Source organism: Gordonia sp. 11cp, assembly GCF_057767225.1.
In genome coordinates, this window is the sequence record NZ_CM173437.1 from 2,182,698 (window position 1) to 2,200,909 (window position 18,212).

The following is an 18,212-nucleotide window of genomic DNA, read 5'->3' on the forward strand; positions in this document are numbered from 1 at the left end:
GGACCGGGTGGATCAGTGTTCGGTGGAGAAACCCACGCGGCGACGGTGCACCTCGAGCGCGAAGGTCACCAGCGAATCGATCAGGTGCGGGTACGACACGCCGCTCGCTTCCCACAGTTTGGGATACATCGACCCCGGGGTGAATCCGGGGATGGTGTTGACCTCGTTGAGCAGCCAGCCACGGCCGGACTCCTCGTAGAAGAAGTCGACGCGGGCCATGCCGCTGCACCGCATCGCGGTGAACGTCTTCGCCGCGAGTTCGCGAACCTCGGCGGCCGCCGCGTCGGACACCGGGGCGGGGATGACGAGCTGGGCGGCACCGGTGACGTACTTGTCCTCGTAGTCGTAGAACTCGCTGCCGGGCTTGATCTCGCCCGGCACCGAGGTCTCGGGTGCCGTGTCGCCGAGAACGGCGACCTCGATCTCGCGACCGGTCACCGCCTCCTCGATGATGACCACGTTGTCGTAGCGGAGCGCGAGGTTCACCGCCGCGTCGAGTTCGGCCTCGTCGTGCGCCTTGGTGATGCCCACCGACGAGCCGAGGTTCGCCGGCTTGACGAACACCGGGAGCCCCAGGGCGTCGATCGCGCGGGCGGTGACCGTCTCCGGGTCGTCGACGCCGTCGCGGAACTCGACCCAGCGGCACTGCGGGATGCCCGCCTGCTCGGCGACGATCTTGGCCATCGCCTTGTCCATGCAGACCGCCGACGACAGCACACCGGCGCCGACATAGGGCAGCTTGAACAGCTCGAGCATCCCCTGGATGGTGCCGTCCTCGCCGTGCGGACCGTGCAGAAGCGGAAGGACGACCGTGATGGCCTCGTCGGCGTGACCTCGCAGTTCGGTCAGCGGGTCGACGGCGGTCCCGGCGACCTCGAGGGTGTCGGGGAGTGGCGTCCCGTCGGCGATGGCCGCGATCGCCTTGTCGTTGCGAAGCCACGCCCCGTCCTTGGCGATGCCGATGGGGACCAGGTCGTATTTGGCCCGGTCGGCGGCGGCCAGGACGTGCGCCGCGGTGACCCGCGACACATCGTGCTCGGCGGAGACGCCACCGTAGAGAACCACCAGACGCAGCAGCCGAGAAGACATGACTGTCACGATACGGCCCCTTGCGATCGGGCTCTCGCCGTGTGCGGGGCGGCAGTGCTCGTCGGCTAGCGTGAGACCGTGCATTTCAGAGCGAGCGAGGTCGCGCAGGCCGTGGGCGGGGAACTCCTGGGGCCCGACGTGCAGATCGACGGGGCGAGCATCGACTCGCGGAGCATCCGGCCGGGTCAGCTGTTCGTACCGATCGTGGCCGAGCGCGACGGCCACGACTTCATCCCGGCGGCCATCGACGGCGGGGCCGGCGCCTACCTCACCTCACGGACCGATCCGGTCGGCGGAACCGCCATCCGCGTCGCCGACACCGCACTCGCGCTCGCCGACCTCGGGCGGGCCGTCCGCACACGGATCCCCGATCGCGTGGTGGGCATCACCGGCTCGGTCGGCAAGACCTCGACCAAGGATCTGCTCGCCGGAGTTCTGGGCACCACCTATCGGACCGCAGCCAGCGAGAAGTCGTTCAACAACGAGCTCGGACTCCCGATCACCCTCGCCGCGGCCGCCGACGACGTGGAGGCGGTGGTCCTCGAGATGGGCGCACGCGGAATCGGGCACATCGACCTGCTGTGTTCCATCGCGCATCCGACGGTCGGCGTCATCACCCGCGTCGAGGGCGTCCACCTGGAGCTGTTCGGCGACATCGAGTCCGTCGCGCGCGCGAAAGGTGAACTGGTCGAGTCGCTACCGGCCGACGGGATCGCGGTGCTCAACGCCGACCACCGGTACGTCGCGGCGATGGCGGACCGCACCTCGGCTCGCGTCCTGCGTTACGGACTCTCACCGGACGCCGATGTGTACGCCTCCGACATCGTGATGGACGACGAACTACGCGCGTCGTTCCGGTTGCACACCCCGTGGGGATCGACCGATGTCCGGTTGGGCGCACGCGGCGAACATCAGGTCCCCAACGCGCTCGCCGCCGCGGCTGCCGGCGGCGGTCTCGGGGTCGCTGTCGAGGACATCGCGACCGGCCTGCTCGGTGCGCAATTGTCCGGCCTGCGAATGGAACTGACGACCTCGTCGCGCGGCGTGGTGGTGCTGAACGACGCCTACAACGCGAACCCGACGTCGATGTCGGCGGCACTACGGTCGCTGGCCGCCCTGCCCGCGACGCGACGGGTGGCAGTCCTCGGCACCATGGCCGAACTCGGCGCCGACTCACCCGCCCAGCATCACGCGATCGCGCTCGAGGCCCGTGACCTCGGGATCGAGGTCATCGCGGTCGCCGAGGCCGGTTACGGCGACTCCGCCCGGCACGTCTCCGACGTCGACGGCGTGGCGACCGAACTCGGCACCCTCGAGGAGGGCGCCGCGGTGCTGGTCAAGGGCAGTCGGGTCGCCGCGCTCGAGCGCGTGGCACAGGCGCTGCTGGACTAGCTCAGTGGTGGAAGTGTGACCCGTCGCCCTCGCGCGGCATCGGGCTCTCGAGGCGGTCGAGGAACTTCACCTCGGCCTCGATGTCCGCGATGAGTGCACGCGCGAGATCGTGACTGAGCCCGGCGCGCACGACGATTCGCTGCACGGTCAGGTCGGCGAGATCGTCGGCCATCGGGTAGGCGGGAACCAGCCAGCCCTTCATGCGCAGCCGGTCGGACAGGTCGTAGAGATTCCAGTTCTCGGTGTGCCCGGCCTTCAGTTTCCACGCGAAGACCGGGATGGTGTCGCCCTTGCTCACCAACTCGAGCCCGTCGATCTGGGCGATCTGCGAGGAAAGCCATTGCGCCACATCGAGGGAGCCCTGCTGGACCTGCGTGAAGCCGTCCCGGCCCAGCCGCAGGAACATGTAGTACTGCAGCAAGACCTGGGCGCCGGGTCGGGAGAAGTTGAGCGCCAGCGTCGGCATGTCACCGCCGAGGTAGGAGCAGTGGAACACCATGCTCTCCGGTAGTGCTTCGGTGTCGCGCCACACGATCCACCCGACGCCCGGGTACACGAGACCGTACTTGTGGCCGGAGGTGTTGATCGAGACGACCCGGTCGACCCGGAAGTCCCATTCGAGGTCGGGCTGGCAGAAGGGGGCGATCATCGCACCCGACGCACCGTCGATGTGGATCTTCACGTCGAGGCCGGTGTCGGCCTGGATCTCGTCGAGCTTGGCCGCGATCGCGGTCACCGGCTCGTACATGCCGGTGTAGGTCTGCCCCATGATGGCGACGACCCCGATGGTGTTCTCGTCCACGTACTTCTCGAGTTCGTGACCGTCGAGGACGAGGTGGTCGGGACTGATCGGCACCCACTTCGGCTCGACCTCGAAGTAGTTGCAGAACTTCTCCCAGCAGACCTGCACCGCCGTCGACAGCACGATGTTGGGGTTCTCGGTCGACTTGCCCTCGGCGCGGCGCCGCGTCTGCCAGTGCCGCTTGAGGGCGAGTCCGCCGAGCATGCACGCCTCCGACGACCCGATCGTCGAGGTGCCGATGGCATTCTCGACGTCGGGGTTGTGCCACAGGTCGGCGAGGATGCGCCAGCACCGGTCCTCGATCGCGGCGGTCTGCGGATACTCGTCCTTGTCGATCATGTTCTTGTCGACGGTCTCGGCATACAGCTTCTGCGCCTCGCCGTCCATCCACGTCGAGACGAAGGTCGCGAGGTTCAGTCGCGCATTGCCGTCGAGCATCGCCTCGTCGTGGACGATCTGATATGCCGTCTCCGGCAACAACATCGAGTCACTGAGCGAGAACTTGGGGAGCTCGGTGGCCTCGCCCGTCCGGGTGAAGACGGTCCGCAACGACATCGCATCGCCGATGTTGGTCGTCGCGCGCGCTCCGCCGGATTGGTTGTGGACGCCCTCGTCAGTGGTCATGAACAGGTAACTTAATCGACCACGACGCCCGGCGGGCGGCGATCTTCACGCTTGGCCCGCGTTTGCGCGGATCACCTCCCGCAGATACACGGCCAGGCCCGGAGCCTGGGCGTCGTAGTGTTCGGTGAAGCGCGGATCGGCGACGTACATGTCGGCCAGGCAGACCTGCATGTCGTGGTCGCAGTCGTAGAAGCGGCCGATCTGTGCGCGGTGCTCCTCGGCGAGCGAATTCGCCTCGGCGGTTCCAGGTGTCACCCCGCGACGCATCGCCTCGGCGAGACGGCGCTCGAGATCGTCGGTCTCGTCCTTGATCCGCTGCCAATCGTCCTTGGAGTACTGGGCGGACCGCTTCTGGCTCTGCGTCCACGCCTCGGTGTTCCCCCAGCGCTCCTCGGCTTCGGCGGCGTACTCGTCCCCGAGCCAGTCGTCCCCGAAGATCTCGGCCTGCTCACTCGCCGACAGCGAGATGCCCTCGTTCTTGGCGTTCATCATCTCCTCCAGTGCTGCGACCATCCGGAGCAAGCGGTCGATCCGGTCGGTGAGGAGCGCACGCTGGGTCTGCAGATGACTCAGCGGGTCCGCATCGGGGTCGTCGAGCAGGGTCGCGATCTGCTCGAGGGAAAAGCCCAGCTCTCGATAGGTGAGTACCTGGTGGAGTCGTTCGACGTCGGTGTCGTCGTACACCCGGTATCCGGCCGGGGTCCGGCCGGATGGCACCACCAGACCGATCTGGTCATAGTGGTGCAGCGTGCGGATGCTGACGCCGACCATGCCGGCGACGACACCCACGGTCAGCTCCCGGGCATCCATCTTCGAAGTGTGCTTGTCCTCGCTCACATCGACACCCTGCTGCCTCACGTCACGTGAGGGTCAAGCCCATTGCGAGGATCAGGGTGCGAAACCGATGACCGCGGTGCCCTTCTGGCAGGCGGCGAGGACGCCTTCGAGCTGGGATGGTGCGCACGTCCATCCGGCCACCGACTGCTGCTGGCCGCTCGCGATCTTCGGCCCGTACTGGGCGGCGATGCTCGTCGCCGAGTCGCAGGCGACGTCGCCGGCGAGGATCAGCACGCGCAGCGCGCCGTCGGGGCCGGGGATGGTGCCGCAGGTGGTGTCGGAGTCGTCGGACTGCGTCGCGCTGGAGGTCTGCGTCGACGACACGGGTTTGCGACCGGGGACCACCGGAGGCGAGGTGGCGGGTTGTTCGGCGGACTGCGGTCCCGACTCCGCGGCGCCGGCCTGGGTGGTCGACGACGCGGTGGTCACGTCCTGTTCCGCGCCGCATCCGAGGAGCGTCGACATCGCCGCGGCGAGGCCGACGGCCGCCGCGGCAACCCTGATCGATCGGCGAGAGTGGCTCGTGGTGGCACCGGTGGGACGAGTTCTGCGCGACATGGTTCACCACCGTAGCGAACGGGATGCCACCGGCCGAACAGGTCGCCGGTGCCTTGCGCCGGTTTGGGGTGGGCGCCCTCGACCTGCGAAGATGCTGGACGTGAGCAGTACCGGAACCGATATCGCCGACCCCACCTACGTCGTCGGCACCACCCTGGCCGGCACCCGCGGGCGCACGGGGACGATCACCACACCGCACGGACCGATCCGCACCCCTGCGTTCGTCCCCGTCGGCACCAAGGCGACGGTCAAGACGGTCCTGCCGGAATCTGTCTCCGCCCTCGGCGCCCAGGCCGTGCTCGCCAACGCCTACCACCTGTATCTGCAGCCGGGTCCCGAGATCATCGACGCGGCCGGTGGGCTCGGGGCGTTCATGAACTGGCGTGGTCCCACCTACACCGACAGCGGCGGCTTCCAGGTCATGTCGCTGGGTGCGGGGTTCAAGAAGGTCATCTCGATGGAGGCCACCGGCACCCCAGACGACGACCTCACCGCCAACGGCAAGGAACGGCTCTCGCGGGTCGACGACGACGGGGTGACCTTCAAGTCGCACCTCGACGGGTCGGCCCACCGGTTCACGCCGGAGGTGTCGATGCAGATCCAGCACCAGCTCGGGGCAGACATCATCTTCGCCTTCGACGAGCTGACCACGCTGATGAACACCCGCGAGTACCAGGTCAATTCGCTGGAGCGAACCCGCCTGTGGGCGATCCGGTGCCTCGACGAACACAACCGGTTGAGTGTCGAGCGCGCTCATCGTCCCCAGCAGTCGCTGTGGGGTGTCATCCAGGGCGCCCAGTACGAGGACCTTCGTCGCAAGGCGGCCCGCGATCTCGTCGCATTGAGCGAGGCGGACCGCGCGGTCGGCGGAAAGGGTTTCGGTGGCTACGGCATCGGCGGGGCGCTCGAGAAGGACAACCTCGGCACGATCGTCGGCTGGGTGAACGACGAGCTCCCCGAGGACTCGCCGAAACACCTGCTCGGGATCAGTGAACCCGACGACATCTTCACCGCCATCGAGAACGGCGTGGACACCTTCGACTGCGTGTCGCCGACCCGGGTCGCCCGCAACGGTGCGATCTATTCACTCGACGGCCGGTATAACGTCACCAATGCCAAGTACCGCAGCGACTTCCGGCCGCTCGACCCCGAGATCGAGAACTACACGTCGCAATACAGCCGGGCCTACCTGCACCATCTGTTCAAGGCCAAGGAGGGGTTGGGTGCAACCCTGGCGACATTGCACAACGTGTCCTTCATCGTCACCCTCGTCGACCGGGCCCGCGAAGCCATCGAGAACGGCACCTACGCCGAGTACCGCGACGAGTTCCTGCGCCGCTACTACGGAGCTTCCCGGAATTCATGATCTCGCCCACCGCGTCGGTGTTGTCGTGACCGGCGGTGTCTAGAAGGGTGGCGGGTTGGCGTCGTTCCAGCGTTTCTCGGCGCACTGTTGGCGTCGGAAGTCGTTGGTGCGCAACGTGTCCAGTGTGTCCCGTGCCGGGTGGTCGGCAGGCCGGCCGGGAGCGAGCCGGGTGAACAGGTCGCGTCCGTTGTAGGCGTTGCCGACGAACATATGGCCGGTGGGTGTGGTGAACCAGGCCGTCAGGAACTCGTCCTGGTGGTCCTGCCAGCTGGTGAAGGTCTTGATCCGGTGGTGAAACCGGCACAGCGGTTTGAGGTTGCGCGCTTCGGTGCGGCCACCGCGACGTGGGTCGGTGTGGTCGAACGGGTCGGTGTGGTCGAGGTCGATCTGCCACACCGGCGCATTGCAGCCCGGGAAGGTGCAGCACAACTCGCCCGCACGCACCAGCGCCTGGAGCTTTCTCGACGGGGTGTACCGGGTCACTGAACTGTTTGCGGCGGGTCCCGGTGGCGCGTCGGGGTCGGCGGGGGTGGGCTGGATGTAGGTGCGTCGGGCTTCGGCGAGGAGCCGGCGGGCGGTGTCGGCGTCGATGATGCCGTGCCGGTCGAGGAACGCGGGGTCGTCGTCGAGGCCGATCAACGTCGACAGGTTCACCACGATGTGGAAGGTCGCGCGCGGCGCGTGCGACGGCGACGACGAAGTGGCCGGCTCGTGCGGCTCGGCGACGATCGCGTCGACGGCTGGTGCGTCGGCGAGAGTGTCGGTGTCGCCCCTGGTTTCGTCGAGCTCCTGTCCCGCAGTGGTGTCGGGTTCGGCTGCGGCAGCGTCGCAGTCGGCGCAGCGGCATGTCAGGGCGACTTCGCCGCGAGCGAGTGCTTTGAGGGCGTCGGCACGTCGCATCGGCAGGGTCCGTGGGTCACCGGCGTGGACGGCGGTGGCCATCGCCGATAGGCGGGCGTCGAACTCGGCGGCGTCGGCGTCGGGCAACGTGCCCGAGATCCGGGACTGGCCGGGGGTGAACCGGTCGGGGGTGATGGACACGTTGCGGTCGGCGGTCACCCGCTCTTTGCGGCGCCGGACCGCATCAGGTGCCCACGCGGCGACGATGGCGTCGACCATGGCGGTGAAGCGTGCTGTGGACATGGGTGCGCGGGCGAAGATCGCCTCAGCGAGGTGGGCGTCCACTGTTTGCATCTCGTCGGCGTCGGTGATCAGATCGGTGCGTTTGAGTGCGATGAGGAAGCGGCGCTTGTCGATTCGCCCGCAGGCCAAGGCATGTCCAGTGAAGGACAGTCGGTAGCGCAGGGCGTCACCGGCCATGATGAGGTCTTTCGCCTCGGCCGGTGTGACGGTGAGGGTGGCGCCGACTTCGGCGATGGCCTGCTCGAGCCCGTCGGGCCCGAACTGTTCGTAGGGGTTCTCGCCGGCGGCCACCCGCGCCGACAGCGCGTCGAAGGCTTCGAGGGAGTCGAGTTCACCGCTGTGCACCTCGGCGCGCCGCTGGGCGTAGTCCATCGCACGTTCGTCGTGAATGAGGCTGGCCACGGTCATCATCCGATGCGCCGCCGACGCAGCCAGTCCCGCACAGTGATTCAGAACCTCGACGAGTTCGGCGGCAGAAAGCTCATTGTCGGCGCGCAGGCGCGGTTCGACGGAATCGCATGATGCATCCACCGATGTGGTGGATTCCGCCCCCGCCCCCGATGACATACCTCCATACTATTCGAACATGCGTTCGAGTCAAGGGTTGATCTGCCCTGCTCTCGGACGGCCTACAAATCGAACCAAGACGTACTGACAGGCCAACGAGTTCGAGGTCGGTGGTGTCGGCGGCTGGTCTCAGCGGGAGTCCTCGGCGACCATCCGTTCGCGGATGCCGCCGGAGACACCCGTGCTGTCCGGGTTCGGGTCGTGGATCGCTCCCGGATGCGGCGCGACGGGAATTCCTTTCTCGGTCTCCGATTTCGCGACCACCGCCGAGAACCGTTCGGTGAGTCCCGGCATGACCTGATGAGAAGCGTTGGCGGCCTTGGCCTTGTAGCCGACCGGCTGGTCGAGCTTCGGGTCGGTGCAGGCGGCGACGATCGCATCGACGACGATCTGCGGATCGTCCATAGCGGACATGCGCGGTTCGTGCCCCGTGTAATTGGCGGCGTGGACCCACCACGGGGTGTCCACCGCCCACGGCATGATGGTGCCCACCTTGATGTCGTAGTCGCCGGCGATACGTAGCTCTTCGCTCAACGAGTGTCCGAGGCTGCGGACCGCCGCTTTGGTTGCCGCATAGGTGTTCTGGAGTGCGATGGGCACCGCGCTGTCGACCGACCCTACGTTCATCAGCGTGCCGCGACCCTGCGACCGGAAGACGCGCAGCGCCGCGTGTGCGCCGTAGATCAACCCCTTGAGGTTCACGTCGACGAGGCGGGCGTGGTCCTCGATCGGGATGTCCCAGAAGTATCCGACCGCTCCGACACCGACGTTGTTCACCCATACGTCGATGGAGCCGAAGCGGTCGAGCACCTCTCCCGTCCTGTCGGCAACAGTGGTGATCGCCTACCCGAGGGGGAGTCGGCCAAACCGGCGGCCGGTCGGGCGAGTGTTCAGTCGGCGGCGTGGGCCCGCCGAAATGTCTCGATCGCGTCGAGGTCGTAGGAGTTGGCGGCGGTCCCGATGCCCTGGGCGACGTGCGCGGCGACCGCGCAACCGAGTTCGGCGGAGCCGGCGAGGCCGAGCCCGCGGAGCCGGCCGGTGATGAAACCGGCGGAGAACGCGTCGCCGCAGCCGGTGGTGTCGACCACGTCCACCGAGTACGCCGGTACGGCGACCGTGTCGTCGCCGGTCACGACCAGTGCGCCGTCGGCGCCGCGGGTGAGCGCGACGCATCCGACGCCACGGTCCACCAGCGCGCGCGCACCGTCCGCGAGGTCGTCCGAACCGGTCAGCCCACGGGTCTGTTCGTCGTTGGGCATCAGGTAGTCGATGTGGGGAAGGGCGTCGCCGATCCATTCGAGAAGCCCGGGGTCGCCACCCGACAGCAGGTCCGCCGACGTCGTGATCCCGCGGTCGCGGGCTCGGCCCAGGAGCTCGGCGGCCACCGGGCCGCCGAGGAACTCCGGGCCGCCGAGGTGCAGGTGATCCAGCCCGTCGAGCGCCCCGGGATCGAGGTCGTCGAGTACGAACTGAGCGTTGGCGCCGATGCAGTGCCAGGCGGGACGGTCCCCGTTGGGCCGCACGGGAATGACCGACGACGACGTCTGGACCCCCGCCTTCGGAACGAGCCCGCGTGTGTCGACGCCTTCGGCGTCGAGCAAGGCGGTCAGCGAACGCCCGATCGAGTCGGCGCCGATCGCACCGTGGGTTCGGACCGTGGCGCCGAGCCGGGCGAGGACGAGCGCGGTGCCGCCCGCGGTACCGGCTGCGGAGAAGCCGATGGACTCGACGAGCGCGCCGTCGGAGCCCTGGGGAATGGCCTCGATCCCGACGACGTGGATGTCGAGCACGTGGACGCCCACGGTCGCGATCGTGAGCGGGACGGTCGATGGCGAGGTGGGTGTCACGTGCGTTTCTCCTGGGGCGTCCCGTAGTCCAGTCGGATCGCCTGGGCGACGGTGGACTGTTGCTCGTCGGCGGTCAGCTCACGGGGCCGGCCCATGCTGCAGGTCCGGTGGAAGAGAGTGGCCAGCCACTCCAGCAGCAGCGCATTCTCCACGGCGTCGGCCAGGCTCGAGCCCCGTGCCACCGAACCATGATTCGCCATCAGCGCGACCTGGGTGTCGACCAGTGCGTCGGCGACGATGTCGGCCAGTTCCGGGCTTCCGAATGTCGCATACGGCGCGATCGGGATCGCGCCGCCGAGGCCGAGCTGCTGATAGTGCAGCACGGGCAGCGACGTCAGCCCGCTGACGCAGGCGACCGCGGTGCCGAAGGGTGCGTGAGTGTGTGCGATCGCCTGCGCATCCGTCCGCTCGTACACACGACGGTGCAGGTCGAGCTCCGAGGACGGCGCAACCGACCCGTCCACGACGTCGCCGGCGAGGGACACGACGGTGACGTCGTACGCCGAACAGTCCGAGAGAACGACCCCCGTTCCGGTGATCGCGAGGTGGTCGTCCTCTCGTACCGAGACGTTTCCGGCGGTGCCGATCAGCAGGCCTTCGGCGGCCAGACGTCGAGCGGCTTCGGCGACCTGCTCACGCAGCGACGAGGCGCTCATCGGCATCGCGTGTCGACCCCCCGGCCGACCCCGACGATCGCCGGCCGTCTCGCGGAACAAGCGGCGAGTTGGGTACGTTGGGACCTCATACCGGACATTTACCCACATGCCTCAGCGCTCGGCACCCGGTATGGAACACCCGAGCACCAGCGAGAGAGACGATGAGACGCGGAAAGCGCCGAAAACGTCGACGACACCCGTCGGCCCCCAGTTGTGAACTGAATCATCCGGGAGTTCCGCCCGGCACCGACACCGGGACGGTCACATGCTGACCGTCCTCGGAATCGGACTCGGAATTCTGGTGGTCTTCCTGATCACCGCCCTCACCGGTTACTTCGTGGCCCAGGAATTCGGCTACATGGCGGTCGACCGGTCCCGCCTCAAAGCCCGTGCCGAAGCAGGCGACGCCGCCGCGAAACGCGCGCTCGCCGTCACCCGCCGCACGTCCTTCATGCTCTCCGGCGCGCAGCTGGGCATCACCGTCACCGGCCTTCTCGTCGGCTACGTCGCCGAACCCCTGATCGGTTCCGGCGTCGGCGAGTTACTCGGCGGCGTGGGCATCCCGGTGGGCGTGGGTGTCGCGATCGGCACGATCATCGCGATCATCTTCTCCACCGTCGTGCAGATGGTCTTCGGCGAGCTGTTCCCCAAGAACCTCGCCATCGCACGGCCCGAGCCGGTCGCACGGTCGCTCGCGCGATCGACCACGATCTACCTCGCCGTGTTCGGCTGGCTCATCGCCCTGTTCGACAAGTCGTCGAACGTGTTGCTCCGCGCGTTGCGCATCGAACCCGTCCACGACGTCGAGCATTCGGCGTCGGTGCGCGACCTCGAGCACATCGTCGCCGAGTCCCGGGACGCGGGCGACCTGCCCGACGATCTGTCCGTCCTGCTCGACCGTGTGCTCGAGTTCCCCACGCGCACAGCCGAACACGCGATGATCCCGCGCCCCAACACCGATCACGTCGACGCGGATCTGCCTGCCGGTGACGTGCTGACGCTGATGAGTACCGGTCACACGCGTTACCCCGTGCTCGCAGGTGGTGACGGCGAGGTGCGGGGCGTGATCCACCTACAGGACCTCCTCGAGTGGAGCTACGCGCTGAAAAAACAACCCCCGCAGGCTGATCCGAAGGCCACCGCAGTCAACCTCAGTCGTCCCGCCGTCGTGGTGCCCTCGACGCTCCCGCTGCCCGAGGTGTTGGAGAACCTCGCGGCCGCACACGACGAGATGGCCGTGGTCATCGACGAATACGGTGGCTTCGCCGGCGTCGTGACCGCCGAGGACATCGCCGAAGAACTCGTCGGCGAGATCGACGACGAACACGACTCCGAGGCGACCGTCGCGATCGAGGAGAGCCCCGAGGGCTGGCGCGTGCGAGGTGACGCACACGTCGACGAGGTCTCCCGGACCGTCGGCTGGGATCTCCCCGAAGGCGACTACGAGACGATGGCCGGACTCGTGATCGCCGAGTTCGTCGGGCTCCCCGAGGTCGGCGACACGGTGACCATCACGATCGACCCCGACCCGTCGACCCTGCTCGACGACGACGAGGCGGAACCCCGCACCGTCCGGGCCACGGTGCTCGAGGTGGACAAGCGAGTGCCCGCGCTGTTGTCGATGAGCGTTGCGCCGACAGAGAAGGTCACAGACGGGAAGACCACCGGCGCCGAGCATCCGGCCGAGAACGGACAGGAGGGCGACAATGGATAACCCGTGGGTCGTGGCGGCCATCACCGCCGCCCTGATCGTGTCCAGCGCCTTCTTCGTCGCGGTCGAATTCGCCCTGATCGCGGCCCGCCGGCACCGGCTCGAGGATGCGGCCGCGACCAGCGGCAGCGCCCGTGCGGCGCTCCGCAGCGCGTCGGAACTGTCCGTACTGCTCGCCGGGTCGCAGCTCGGCATCACGGTGTGCACGCTCGCACTGGGCTCGATCACGAAACCCGCCGTGCACCATTGGCTCACACCGCTGTTCGCGGGCTGGGGCCTGCCGTACTGGTCGGCCGACGTGATCGGCTTCGTCCTGGCCCTCATCCTCGTCACGTTCCTGCACCTCGTCGTCGGCGAGATGGCGCCGAAGTCGTGGGCCATCGCACACCCCGAGAAGTCGGCGATCATGCTCGCCCTGCCGATGCGCGCCTTCATGTGGGTCACGCGCCCGCTCATCGTGCAGCTCAACCACCTCGCCAACTGGTGCCTCAAGCGCGTCGGTGTCGAACCGGTGGATCAGGTCGCGACCGGACAGGACAGCGACGCCCTGCGACACCTGGTGGAGCACTCGGCCACCGTGGGCACGCTCGACGAGCGGTATCACGCTCACCTGACGAGCGCGCTGGAACTGGAGTCGCTGACCGTCGGCGATGTCGTGACACCCAACGACCATCTGGCCGTCGTCGATCCGACCGCGGACGCCGATCGGATCCAGACGGCCGGCCGGACGTCCGGGCACCTACGACTGCTCGTGCGTGACGATGCGTCCGGCGCGCCAGTCCGCGGCGTCGTGCACGTGCGCGACAGTCTGAGTGCGTCGCCGGGCGCCACCGCGGCCGATCTCATGCGCCCTGTCCTGAGCGTCGAGTCGACCCAGCCGGTGTACGAGACGCTCACCGCCATGCGGGAACAGCGCGCCCACCTCGCGCTGGTCACCGACGGCGGCCGTGCGGTCGGGCTCATCACCCTCAACGACGTGCTCCAGCGGTTGCTGGCCACCACGGCGTAGGAGGGTTGACGAGCGTGCGTCGCTGGCCCTTCGTGGCTCGTCGCTTGCGCTCCTCGCACCTCAGGGAGCAGGGGTCATGCGTTCTTTCGGATTAGGGAGCGGGGAAGTGGGCCGCTAAGTCCACTCGTCGGAGGTGAGGAACCACGATTCCCGCGGAAGGGCGGCCGGGTCGAAACGATCGGTCAGCCGGGGGAGGGTCACGGGCTCGTCGCGATCCGCGATGCCGAGCGAATGGGCGATGCGGGACAACACCGTCGACGTCGGAACGCCGTCGGCGGCGAGGTCGGCCAGCGTCACCGCCCCGTCCCGCTTGCTGAGTCGTATCCCGTTGGCGTTGAGCACCATCGGGACGTGCGCGTACGTCGGCGGGATCGCCCCGAGCAGCGTCGCCAGGTAGGCCTGCCGGGGCGCCGACGACAAGAGGTCGTCACCGCGGACGACCTGGTCGACTCCCTGCGCGGTGTCGTCGACGACGACCGCGAGGTTGTAGGCCGGGGTGCCGTCGTTACGCTGCAGTACGAAGTCGTCGACCGTGCCCGAATACGCACCGTGCAGAAGGTCGTCGACGCCGAACACCTCGACGTCGGCGCGGAGCCGGATGGCCGGCGGCCGGACGGCACGGCGTTCGTCGCGCTCGGCCGCGGTGAGATCGCGGCAGGTGCCGGGGTAGGCGCCCTGTGGTGCGTGCGGCGCGGACGGCGCCTCGAGGATCTCGCGGCGGGTACAGAAGCACTCGAAGGTGCGACCGTCCTCGCGCAGTCCGTCGATGACCGAGCGGTACGTGCCGATCCGGTCGGTCTGGTGGACGATAGGCGGATCCCAGTCGATGCCGAGGGCCGCGAGGTCGGCGAGCTGCCGGGAGTCGGCGCCCGGAGCCGCCCGGTCGAGATCCTCCATGCGGATCAGGAACCGTCGGCCGGTGGTGCGCGCGAAGAGCCAGGCGAGCAGGGCGGTCCGCAGGTTGCCGACGTGGAGGTCCCCGGAGGGGGAGGGCGCATACCGGCCCGCTCGCTGCGTCGACATCGCGTCGAGATTACCGCCGGCGATGAGAATCGGCGCCGGGACCGGTCTGCCTGTGCGGCCCGGACGACGACCGCCGGGTACGCGGCGGCGCGTTGGCGTTGCGGTCGCGTCGACGAGTGAGGAACGATGAGTTTCATGGATCTCCCGGTCATGCCGCCTGTTGCGCCGATGCTGGCCAAGGCGGTGACCAGCGTGCCGCCACAGCCGGACGGTTCGGTGGCGTGGTCGTACGAACCGAAGTGGGATGGATTTCGCGCGTTGATCTTCCGCGACGGCGACGAGGTCTCGATCGGATCGCGTGGCGGGAAGGACCTCGCACGGTACTTCCCCGAGATCGTCGCGGCGGTGAAGGAGGAACTGCCCGAGAAGGTGGTCCTCGACGGCGAGATCGGGGTTCCCGCGCTCATCGGCGACACCCATCGGCTCGACTGGGACTCCCTCGCGCAGCGGATTCATCCGGCGGAATCGCGCGTCACCATGCTCGCGGAGAAGACCCCGGCGATCTTCATCGGATTCGACGCGCTGGCGCTGGAGTCGACGAACGTGATGGCCGAGCCCTTCGAGGTGCGCCGGGAGGCCCTGCTGCGGGCCGTCGGTCCGGGCGGGCGGGATCGTCGGGTGCATGTCAGCCGGGTGACGAGGGACCCGGCGGTCGCCGAGGACTGGTTCTCCGCCTTCGAAGGGGCCGGACTCGACGGTGTCGTCGCCAAAAGACTCGACGGCGTGTACGTCGAGAACAAGCGCGAGATGCTGAAGATCAAACACAAGCGGACCGCGGACTGTGTGATCTTCGGGTATCGAATCCACAAGTCGGGAACCGGGATCGGCTCGATGCTGCTCGGATTGTACGGCGACGACGGCGAATTGCGGATGGTCGGCGGGGCGGGTGCCTTCTCCGACGCCAAGCGGATCGAGCTGCAGCAGATGTTCGAGCCGATGCGGCTGGACCCGGAGAATGCATCACCGGGCGAACCGACGCGGTGGCGGTCGGAGAAGTCGGGGGAGTGGATCCCGATCCGACCCGAACTGGTCGCGGAGTTCGCCTACGACCAGATGGAGAACCACCGGTTCCGGCACACGGTGAAGTTCCTTCGATGGCGACCCGATCGGGAGCCACGCAGTTGCGGTTACGACCAGCTCGACGTCCCGCTGACCTACGACCTCCACGACGTCCTCGAAGGGGAATGACCATGGCATCTCGTTCTCCCGCCGAAGAACTCGACGTCGACGGCGTCGCCGTCCGGATGAGCAACCCGGACAAGATCTATTTCCCCGAACTCGGGGAAAACGGTGGCCGCAAGCGCGATCTCGTCGGGTACTACCGCACCGTGGCCCTGGGCGTCGACGACGGAAGCGAGGGTCCGTTGCTGCGCGCCACCCGCGACCGGCCGACGTTCCTCCAGCGGTTCCCCGACGGCGTCGAGGGTGACGAGATCTACCAGAAGCACATCGCGAAGAAGCGGCCCGAGCACGTGCAGTCCACCCCGATCGTGTTCCCGTCGAAGCGAACCGGCGATGCGATCCGGCCCACGGTGCCCGCGGATCTCGTGTGGGGTGCGAACCTGGGCACCGTCACCTTCCACACCTGGCCGACCCTGCACCCCGACAACGACCATCCCGATCAGCTCCGCATCGACCTCGATCCGCAGCCCGGCACGACCTTCGAGGATGTACGGCGGGTGGCGCTCGAGGGATTGAAGCCGCTGCTCGACGAACTGGGCTTCGCCGGTTTCGTGAAGACCTCCGGCGGGCGCGGAGTGCACGTGTACGTGCCCATCGAACCGCTGTGGGATTTCATCGCCACCCGACGCTGCGTCATCGCGATCGCCCGCGAACTCGAACGCCGCGACCCGGACGCGGTCACCCCGTCGTGGTGGAAAGAGGAACGGGGAGAACGGATCTTCATCGACTTCAACCAGAATGCCCGCGACCGCACGATGGCGTCACCGTATTCGGTGCGGCGCAGCGCCCGTGCGCGGGTCTCGACGCCGGTCACCTGGGACGAACTCGCCGACGTCGACCCGGACGACTGCACCATCGCGACCGTCCCGAAGCTCCTGGCGGATCGCGGCGACCCGTGGGCCGACATCGCCGATCATCGGCGCGGCATCGAGAAGCTGCTGGAGATGGTGCAGGCCGATGACGCAAATGGCCTGGGCGACATGCCCTATCCGCCCAGCTACCCCAAGATGCCGGGCGAGCCGCCGCGCGTACAGCCGAGCAAGAAGGTCGCCGAGCACTGGGACGAGAAAGGCAACCGGCGCACCGACGGGTGACTAGCGCGAGCGGTCAGCTCAGCGGCGCAGCGCCTCGGCGGCCCAGGTGGCGAAGCTCTGCCAGCCGACATCGGGGAAGCGGCGGTGCAGGGTGGGGATGTCGACCTCGTAACCGCGCTCGCTCAGGAACGTGAACATCGCCCGCATGTCCTCGGACTCGATGCGTTCGGGGTCGTAGGACTCCGCCGTGACCGTGGTGCCGAGGACCTCGCCGATGATGCGAGCCATCTCGGCCGGCGTCGGCTGATCGGACGCGAGGTCGATGCGCTGCCCGACGTGGACGTCGGGGGCGGCGAACAGCTCGGCGACCAGCCGGCCGAGGTCGCGCCGCGAGACCTGTTGCAGCGGCTTGTCCGCGGGCATCGCGATCGGCATCACGCCCGCCGCGAGCGCGTCCGCCCCGCCGAGCAGGTTGTCGAAGAAGTAGGCCGGACCGACGATGGTGTGCGGGATGTCGGTGTCCGCGAGCATCTTCTCGACCTCGAACTTGGAATCGAAGTGGGGAACCCCACTGTGCCGATCGGCCGAGGCGACCGAGGAGAACACCAGGTACGGGATCGACGCGGATGTGGCCGCCTGGATCAGCGCCGTGCCCTGAGCGATCTCCGCCTCGACGCCGGACTCGAACGGTGTGGTCAGGGCGAAGACTCCGGCCGAACCGGCGAAGGCCTCGGCGAGACCGGCGCCGCTCACGATGTCGCCGACCGCGAGTTCGACGCCACGGTCGGCGAGGCGGGCGGCCTTCGACGAGACCGCGTCGCGGACCACCGCCCGGACCGGGAAACCCGCCTCGAGCAGCGCGTCGAGCACGGCGCCGCCCTGCCCTCCGGTGGCTCCGACGACGACGATGGGAGAGGAATCCGCCATGTCGTCGACCCTAGCGGTCGCCAACGCCCGCCGGACGGTTTGGGTGTGCGCACGCTCGGCGGCTATCATCTCGACGTTGGAGGATTCGCCTAGTGGCCTATGGCGCTCGCCTGGAACGCGGGTTGGGTTAACAGCCCTCAGGGGTTCGAATCCCCTATCCTCCGCCACCGAAGGTCCGCAGTGACGCCCGCACGCCGGGTGCACCGCGGACCTTCGTCGTTTTCCATGACCCGACCGGCCTCCGGAACGGCTTCGAGGACCCCTGCTCATGCCGCCGGAACCCCTCGCTACACTGGACGACGGATCCCGCGCGGCGTGCATCCTGTGAACTCCCCCAGGGCCGGAAGGCAGCAAGGGTCAACGGGCTCTCTCGGGTGCGCGGGGTCCCCTATATCCGATTCACTTTTTCTAGGTCTGCGGCGTCGGCCACCCGCACCGGCGTCGA

At 68.2% G+C, this 18,212-nt stretch carries 16 protein-coding genes, 1 tRNA gene and 1 other RNA gene; 8 read left to right on the plus strand and 10 right to left on the minus strand.

The features are described 5' to 3' along the window. Positions 1 to 12: 12 nt before the first annotated feature. Positions 13 to 1,089, minus strand: coding sequence for a D-alanine--D-alanine ligase family protein (locus tag AC3B6C_RS09625; protein ID WP_488375843.1), 1,077 nt, complete (start codon positions 1,087 to 1,089; stop codon positions 13 to 15). 78 nt (positions 1,090 to 1,167) lie between these two features. Here AC3B6C_RS09625 and AC3B6C_RS09630 point away from each other — a divergent pair, with 78 nt between their 5' ends. Beyond that, positions 1,168 to 2,481 carry a UDP-N-acetylmuramoyl-tripeptide--D-alanyl-D-alanine ligase gene (locus AC3B6C_RS09630; protein WP_488375844.1) on the plus strand — a complete coding sequence of 438 codons (1,314 nt, stop codon included), beginning with the start codon at positions 1,168 to 1,170 and terminating at the stop codon, positions 2,479 to 2,481. Position 2,482: 1 nt separating this feature from the next. On the opposite strand, the gene gad is transcribed toward AC3B6C_RS09630, so the two are convergent. The 3 genes from gad to AC3B6C_RS09645 form a co-directional block, all read right to left on the minus strand. Further along, entirely contained in the window at positions 2,483 to 3,907 is a 1,425-nt protein-coding gene (gene gad / locus AC3B6C_RS09635; RefSeq protein WP_488375846.1) for a glutamate decarboxylase, read from the minus strand. A 45-nt stretch (positions 3,908 to 3,952) separates the two neighbouring features. Next, positions 3,953 to 4,717, minus strand: a complete 765-nt coding sequence (locus AC3B6C_RS09640) for a MerR family transcriptional regulator (RefSeq protein ID WP_055476055.1) — start codon at positions 4,715 to 4,717, stop codon at positions 3,953 to 3,955. A 78-nt stretch (positions 4,718 to 4,795) separates the two neighbouring features. Beyond that, entirely contained in the window at positions 4,796 to 5,302 is a 507-nt protein-coding gene (locus AC3B6C_RS09645; RefSeq protein ID WP_488375848.1) for a hypothetical protein, read from the minus strand. Positions 5,303 to 5,393: 91 nt separating this feature from the next. Between AC3B6C_RS09645 and tgt the strand changes: the two genes are divergently transcribed. Further along, entirely contained in the window at positions 5,394 to 6,668 is a 1,275-nt protein-coding gene (gene tgt, locus AC3B6C_RS09650) for a tRNA guanosine(34) transglycosylase Tgt (RefSeq protein WP_488375849.1), read from the plus strand. Between the two features lie 39 nt (positions 6,669 to 6,707). Here the strand turns inward: tgt and AC3B6C_RS09655 are convergent, their stop codons facing one another. The 4 genes from AC3B6C_RS09655 to AC3B6C_RS09670 form a co-directional block, all read right to left on the minus strand. Further along, on the minus strand, positions 6,708 to 8,378 hold the full coding sequence (locus AC3B6C_RS09655) for an HNH endonuclease signature motif containing protein (RefSeq protein ID WP_488375850.1): 1,671 nt from the start codon (positions 8,376 to 8,378) through the stop codon (positions 6,708 to 6,710). A 129-nt stretch (positions 8,379 to 8,507) separates the two neighbouring features. Next, positions 8,508 to 9,218, minus strand: coding sequence for an SDR family NAD(P)-dependent oxidoreductase (locus tag AC3B6C_RS09660; RefSeq protein WP_488376242.1), 711 nt, complete (start codon positions 9,216 to 9,218; stop codon positions 8,508 to 8,510). Between the two features lie 50 nt (positions 9,219 to 9,268). After that, positions 9,269 to 10,225: a carbohydrate kinase family protein gene (locus tag AC3B6C_RS09665; RefSeq protein ID WP_488375851.1), complete on the minus strand. Its 957-nt coding sequence runs from the start codon at positions 10,223 to 10,225 to the stop codon at positions 9,269 to 9,271. Continuing rightward, complete coding sequence (locus tag AC3B6C_RS09670) at positions 10,222 to 10,881, minus strand: class II aldolase/adducin family protein (RefSeq protein ID WP_488375852.1); 660 nt, start codon at positions 10,879 to 10,881, stop codon at positions 10,222 to 10,224. The genes AC3B6C_RS09665 and AC3B6C_RS09670 overlap by 4 nt, the downstream gene beginning before the upstream one ends. Positions 10,882 to 11,146: 265 nt before the next feature. On the opposite strand from AC3B6C_RS09670, the gene AC3B6C_RS09675 reads away from it, so the two are divergent. Together AC3B6C_RS09675 and AC3B6C_RS09680 are read left to right on the plus strand one after the other, a co-directional pair. Then, positions 11,147 to 12,595, plus strand: a complete 1,449-nt coding sequence (locus AC3B6C_RS09675) for a hemolysin family protein (RefSeq protein ID WP_488375853.1) — start codon at positions 11,147 to 11,149, stop codon at positions 12,593 to 12,595. Continuing rightward, positions 12,588 to 13,601, plus strand: a complete 1,014-nt coding sequence (locus AC3B6C_RS09680) for a hemolysin family protein (protein ID WP_488375854.1) — start codon at positions 12,588 to 12,590, stop codon at positions 13,599 to 13,601. Before AC3B6C_RS09675 ends, AC3B6C_RS09680 begins: the two co-directional genes overlap by 8 nt. A 114-nt stretch (positions 13,602 to 13,715) precedes the next feature. Here the strand turns inward: AC3B6C_RS09680 and gluQRS are convergent, their stop codons facing one another. Then, complete coding sequence (gene gluQRS, locus AC3B6C_RS09685; protein ID WP_488375855.1) at positions 13,716 to 14,624, minus strand: tRNA glutamyl-Q(34) synthetase GluQRS; 909 nt, start codon at positions 14,622 to 14,624, stop codon at positions 13,716 to 13,718. A gap of 135 nt (positions 14,625 to 14,759) precedes the next feature. Here gluQRS and AC3B6C_RS09690 point away from each other — a divergent pair, with 135 nt between their 5' ends. After that, positions 14,760 to 15,812: an ATP-dependent DNA ligase gene (locus tag AC3B6C_RS09690; protein ID WP_010844762.1), complete on the plus strand. Its 1,053-nt coding sequence runs from the start codon at positions 14,760 to 14,762 to the stop codon at positions 15,810 to 15,812. A gap of 2 nt (positions 15,813 to 15,814) precedes the next feature. Further along, the gene (locus tag AC3B6C_RS09695) at positions 15,815 to 16,900 is read left to right on the plus strand and encodes a DNA polymerase domain-containing protein (RefSeq protein ID WP_035718298.1); all 1,086 of its coding nucleotides are present in this window, start codon (positions 15,815 to 15,817) and stop codon (positions 16,898 to 16,900) included. Positions 16,901 to 16,918: 18 nt separating this feature from the next. On the opposite strand, the gene AC3B6C_RS09700 is transcribed toward AC3B6C_RS09695, so the two are convergent. Further along, on the minus strand, positions 16,919 to 17,767 hold the full coding sequence (locus tag AC3B6C_RS09700; RefSeq protein WP_488375856.1) for an NmrA/HSCARG family protein: 849 nt from the start codon (positions 17,765 to 17,767) through the stop codon (positions 16,919 to 16,921). A gap of 78 nt (positions 17,768 to 17,845) precedes the next feature. Between AC3B6C_RS09700 and AC3B6C_RS09705 the strand changes: the two genes are divergently transcribed. Beyond that, a tRNA-Ser gene (locus tag AC3B6C_RS09705) sits at positions 17,846 to 17,934 on the plus strand. Between the two features lie 131 nt (positions 17,935 to 18,065). Next, positions 18,066 to 18,160, plus strand: an RNA gene (gene ffs, locus AC3B6C_RS09710) — signal recognition particle sRNA small type. The last annotated feature ends 52 nt before the right edge of the window (positions 18,161 to 18,212 follow it).

What these genes read in the sequence shown, in the direction of transcription:
- AC3B6C_RS09625 (WP_488375843.1), bottom strand. Translation starts at nt 1,089, where the DNA reads ATGTCTTCTCGGCTGCTGCGTCTGGTGGTTCTCTACGGTGGCGTCTCC.
- AC3B6C_RS09695 (WP_035718298.1), top strand. Translation starts at nt 15,815, where the DNA reads ATGGCATCTCGTTCTCCCGCCGAAGAACTCGACGTCGACGGCGTCGCC.
- AC3B6C_RS09675 (WP_488375853.1), top strand. Translation starts at nt 11,147, where the DNA reads ATGCTGACCGTCCTCGGAATCGGACTCGGAATTCTGGTGGTCTTCCTG.
- gluQRS (WP_488375855.1), bottom strand. Translation starts at nt 14,624, where the DNA reads ATGTCGACGCAGCGAGCGGGCCGGTATGCGCCCTCCCCCTCCGGGGAC.
- AC3B6C_RS09680 (WP_488375854.1), top strand. Translation starts at nt 12,588, where the DNA reads ATGGATAACCCGTGGGTCGTGGCGGCCATCACCGCCGCCCTGATCGTG.
- AC3B6C_RS09670 (WP_488375852.1), bottom strand. Translation starts at nt 10,881, where the DNA reads ATGAGCGCCTCGTCGCTGCGTGAGCAGGTCGCCGAAGCCGCTCGACGT.
- tgt (WP_488375849.1), top strand. Translation starts at nt 5,394, where the DNA reads ATGCTGGACGTGAGCAGTACCGGAACCGATATCGCCGACCCCACCTAC.
- AC3B6C_RS09640 (WP_055476055.1), bottom strand. Translation starts at nt 4,717, where the DNA reads ATGGATGCCCGGGAGCTGACCGTGGGTGTCGTCGCCGGCATGGTCGGC.
- gad (WP_488375846.1), bottom strand. Translation starts at nt 3,907, where the DNA reads ATGACCACTGACGAGGGCGTCCACAACCAATCCGGCGGAGCGCGCGCG.
- AC3B6C_RS09690 (WP_010844762.1), top strand. Translation starts at nt 14,760, where the DNA reads ATGGATCTCCCGGTCATGCCGCCTGTTGCGCCGATGCTGGCCAAGGCG.
- AC3B6C_RS09655 (WP_488375850.1), bottom strand. Translation starts at nt 8,378, where the DNA reads ATGTCATCGGGGGCGGGGGCGGAATCCACCACATCGGTGGATGCATCA.
- AC3B6C_RS09700 (WP_488375856.1), bottom strand. Translation starts at nt 17,767, where the DNA reads ATGGCGGATTCCTCTCCCATCGTCGTCGTCGGAGCCACCGGAGGGCAG.
- AC3B6C_RS09645 (WP_488375848.1), bottom strand. Translation starts at nt 5,302, where the DNA reads ATGTCGCGCAGAACTCGTCCCACCGGTGCCACCACGAGCCACTCTCGC.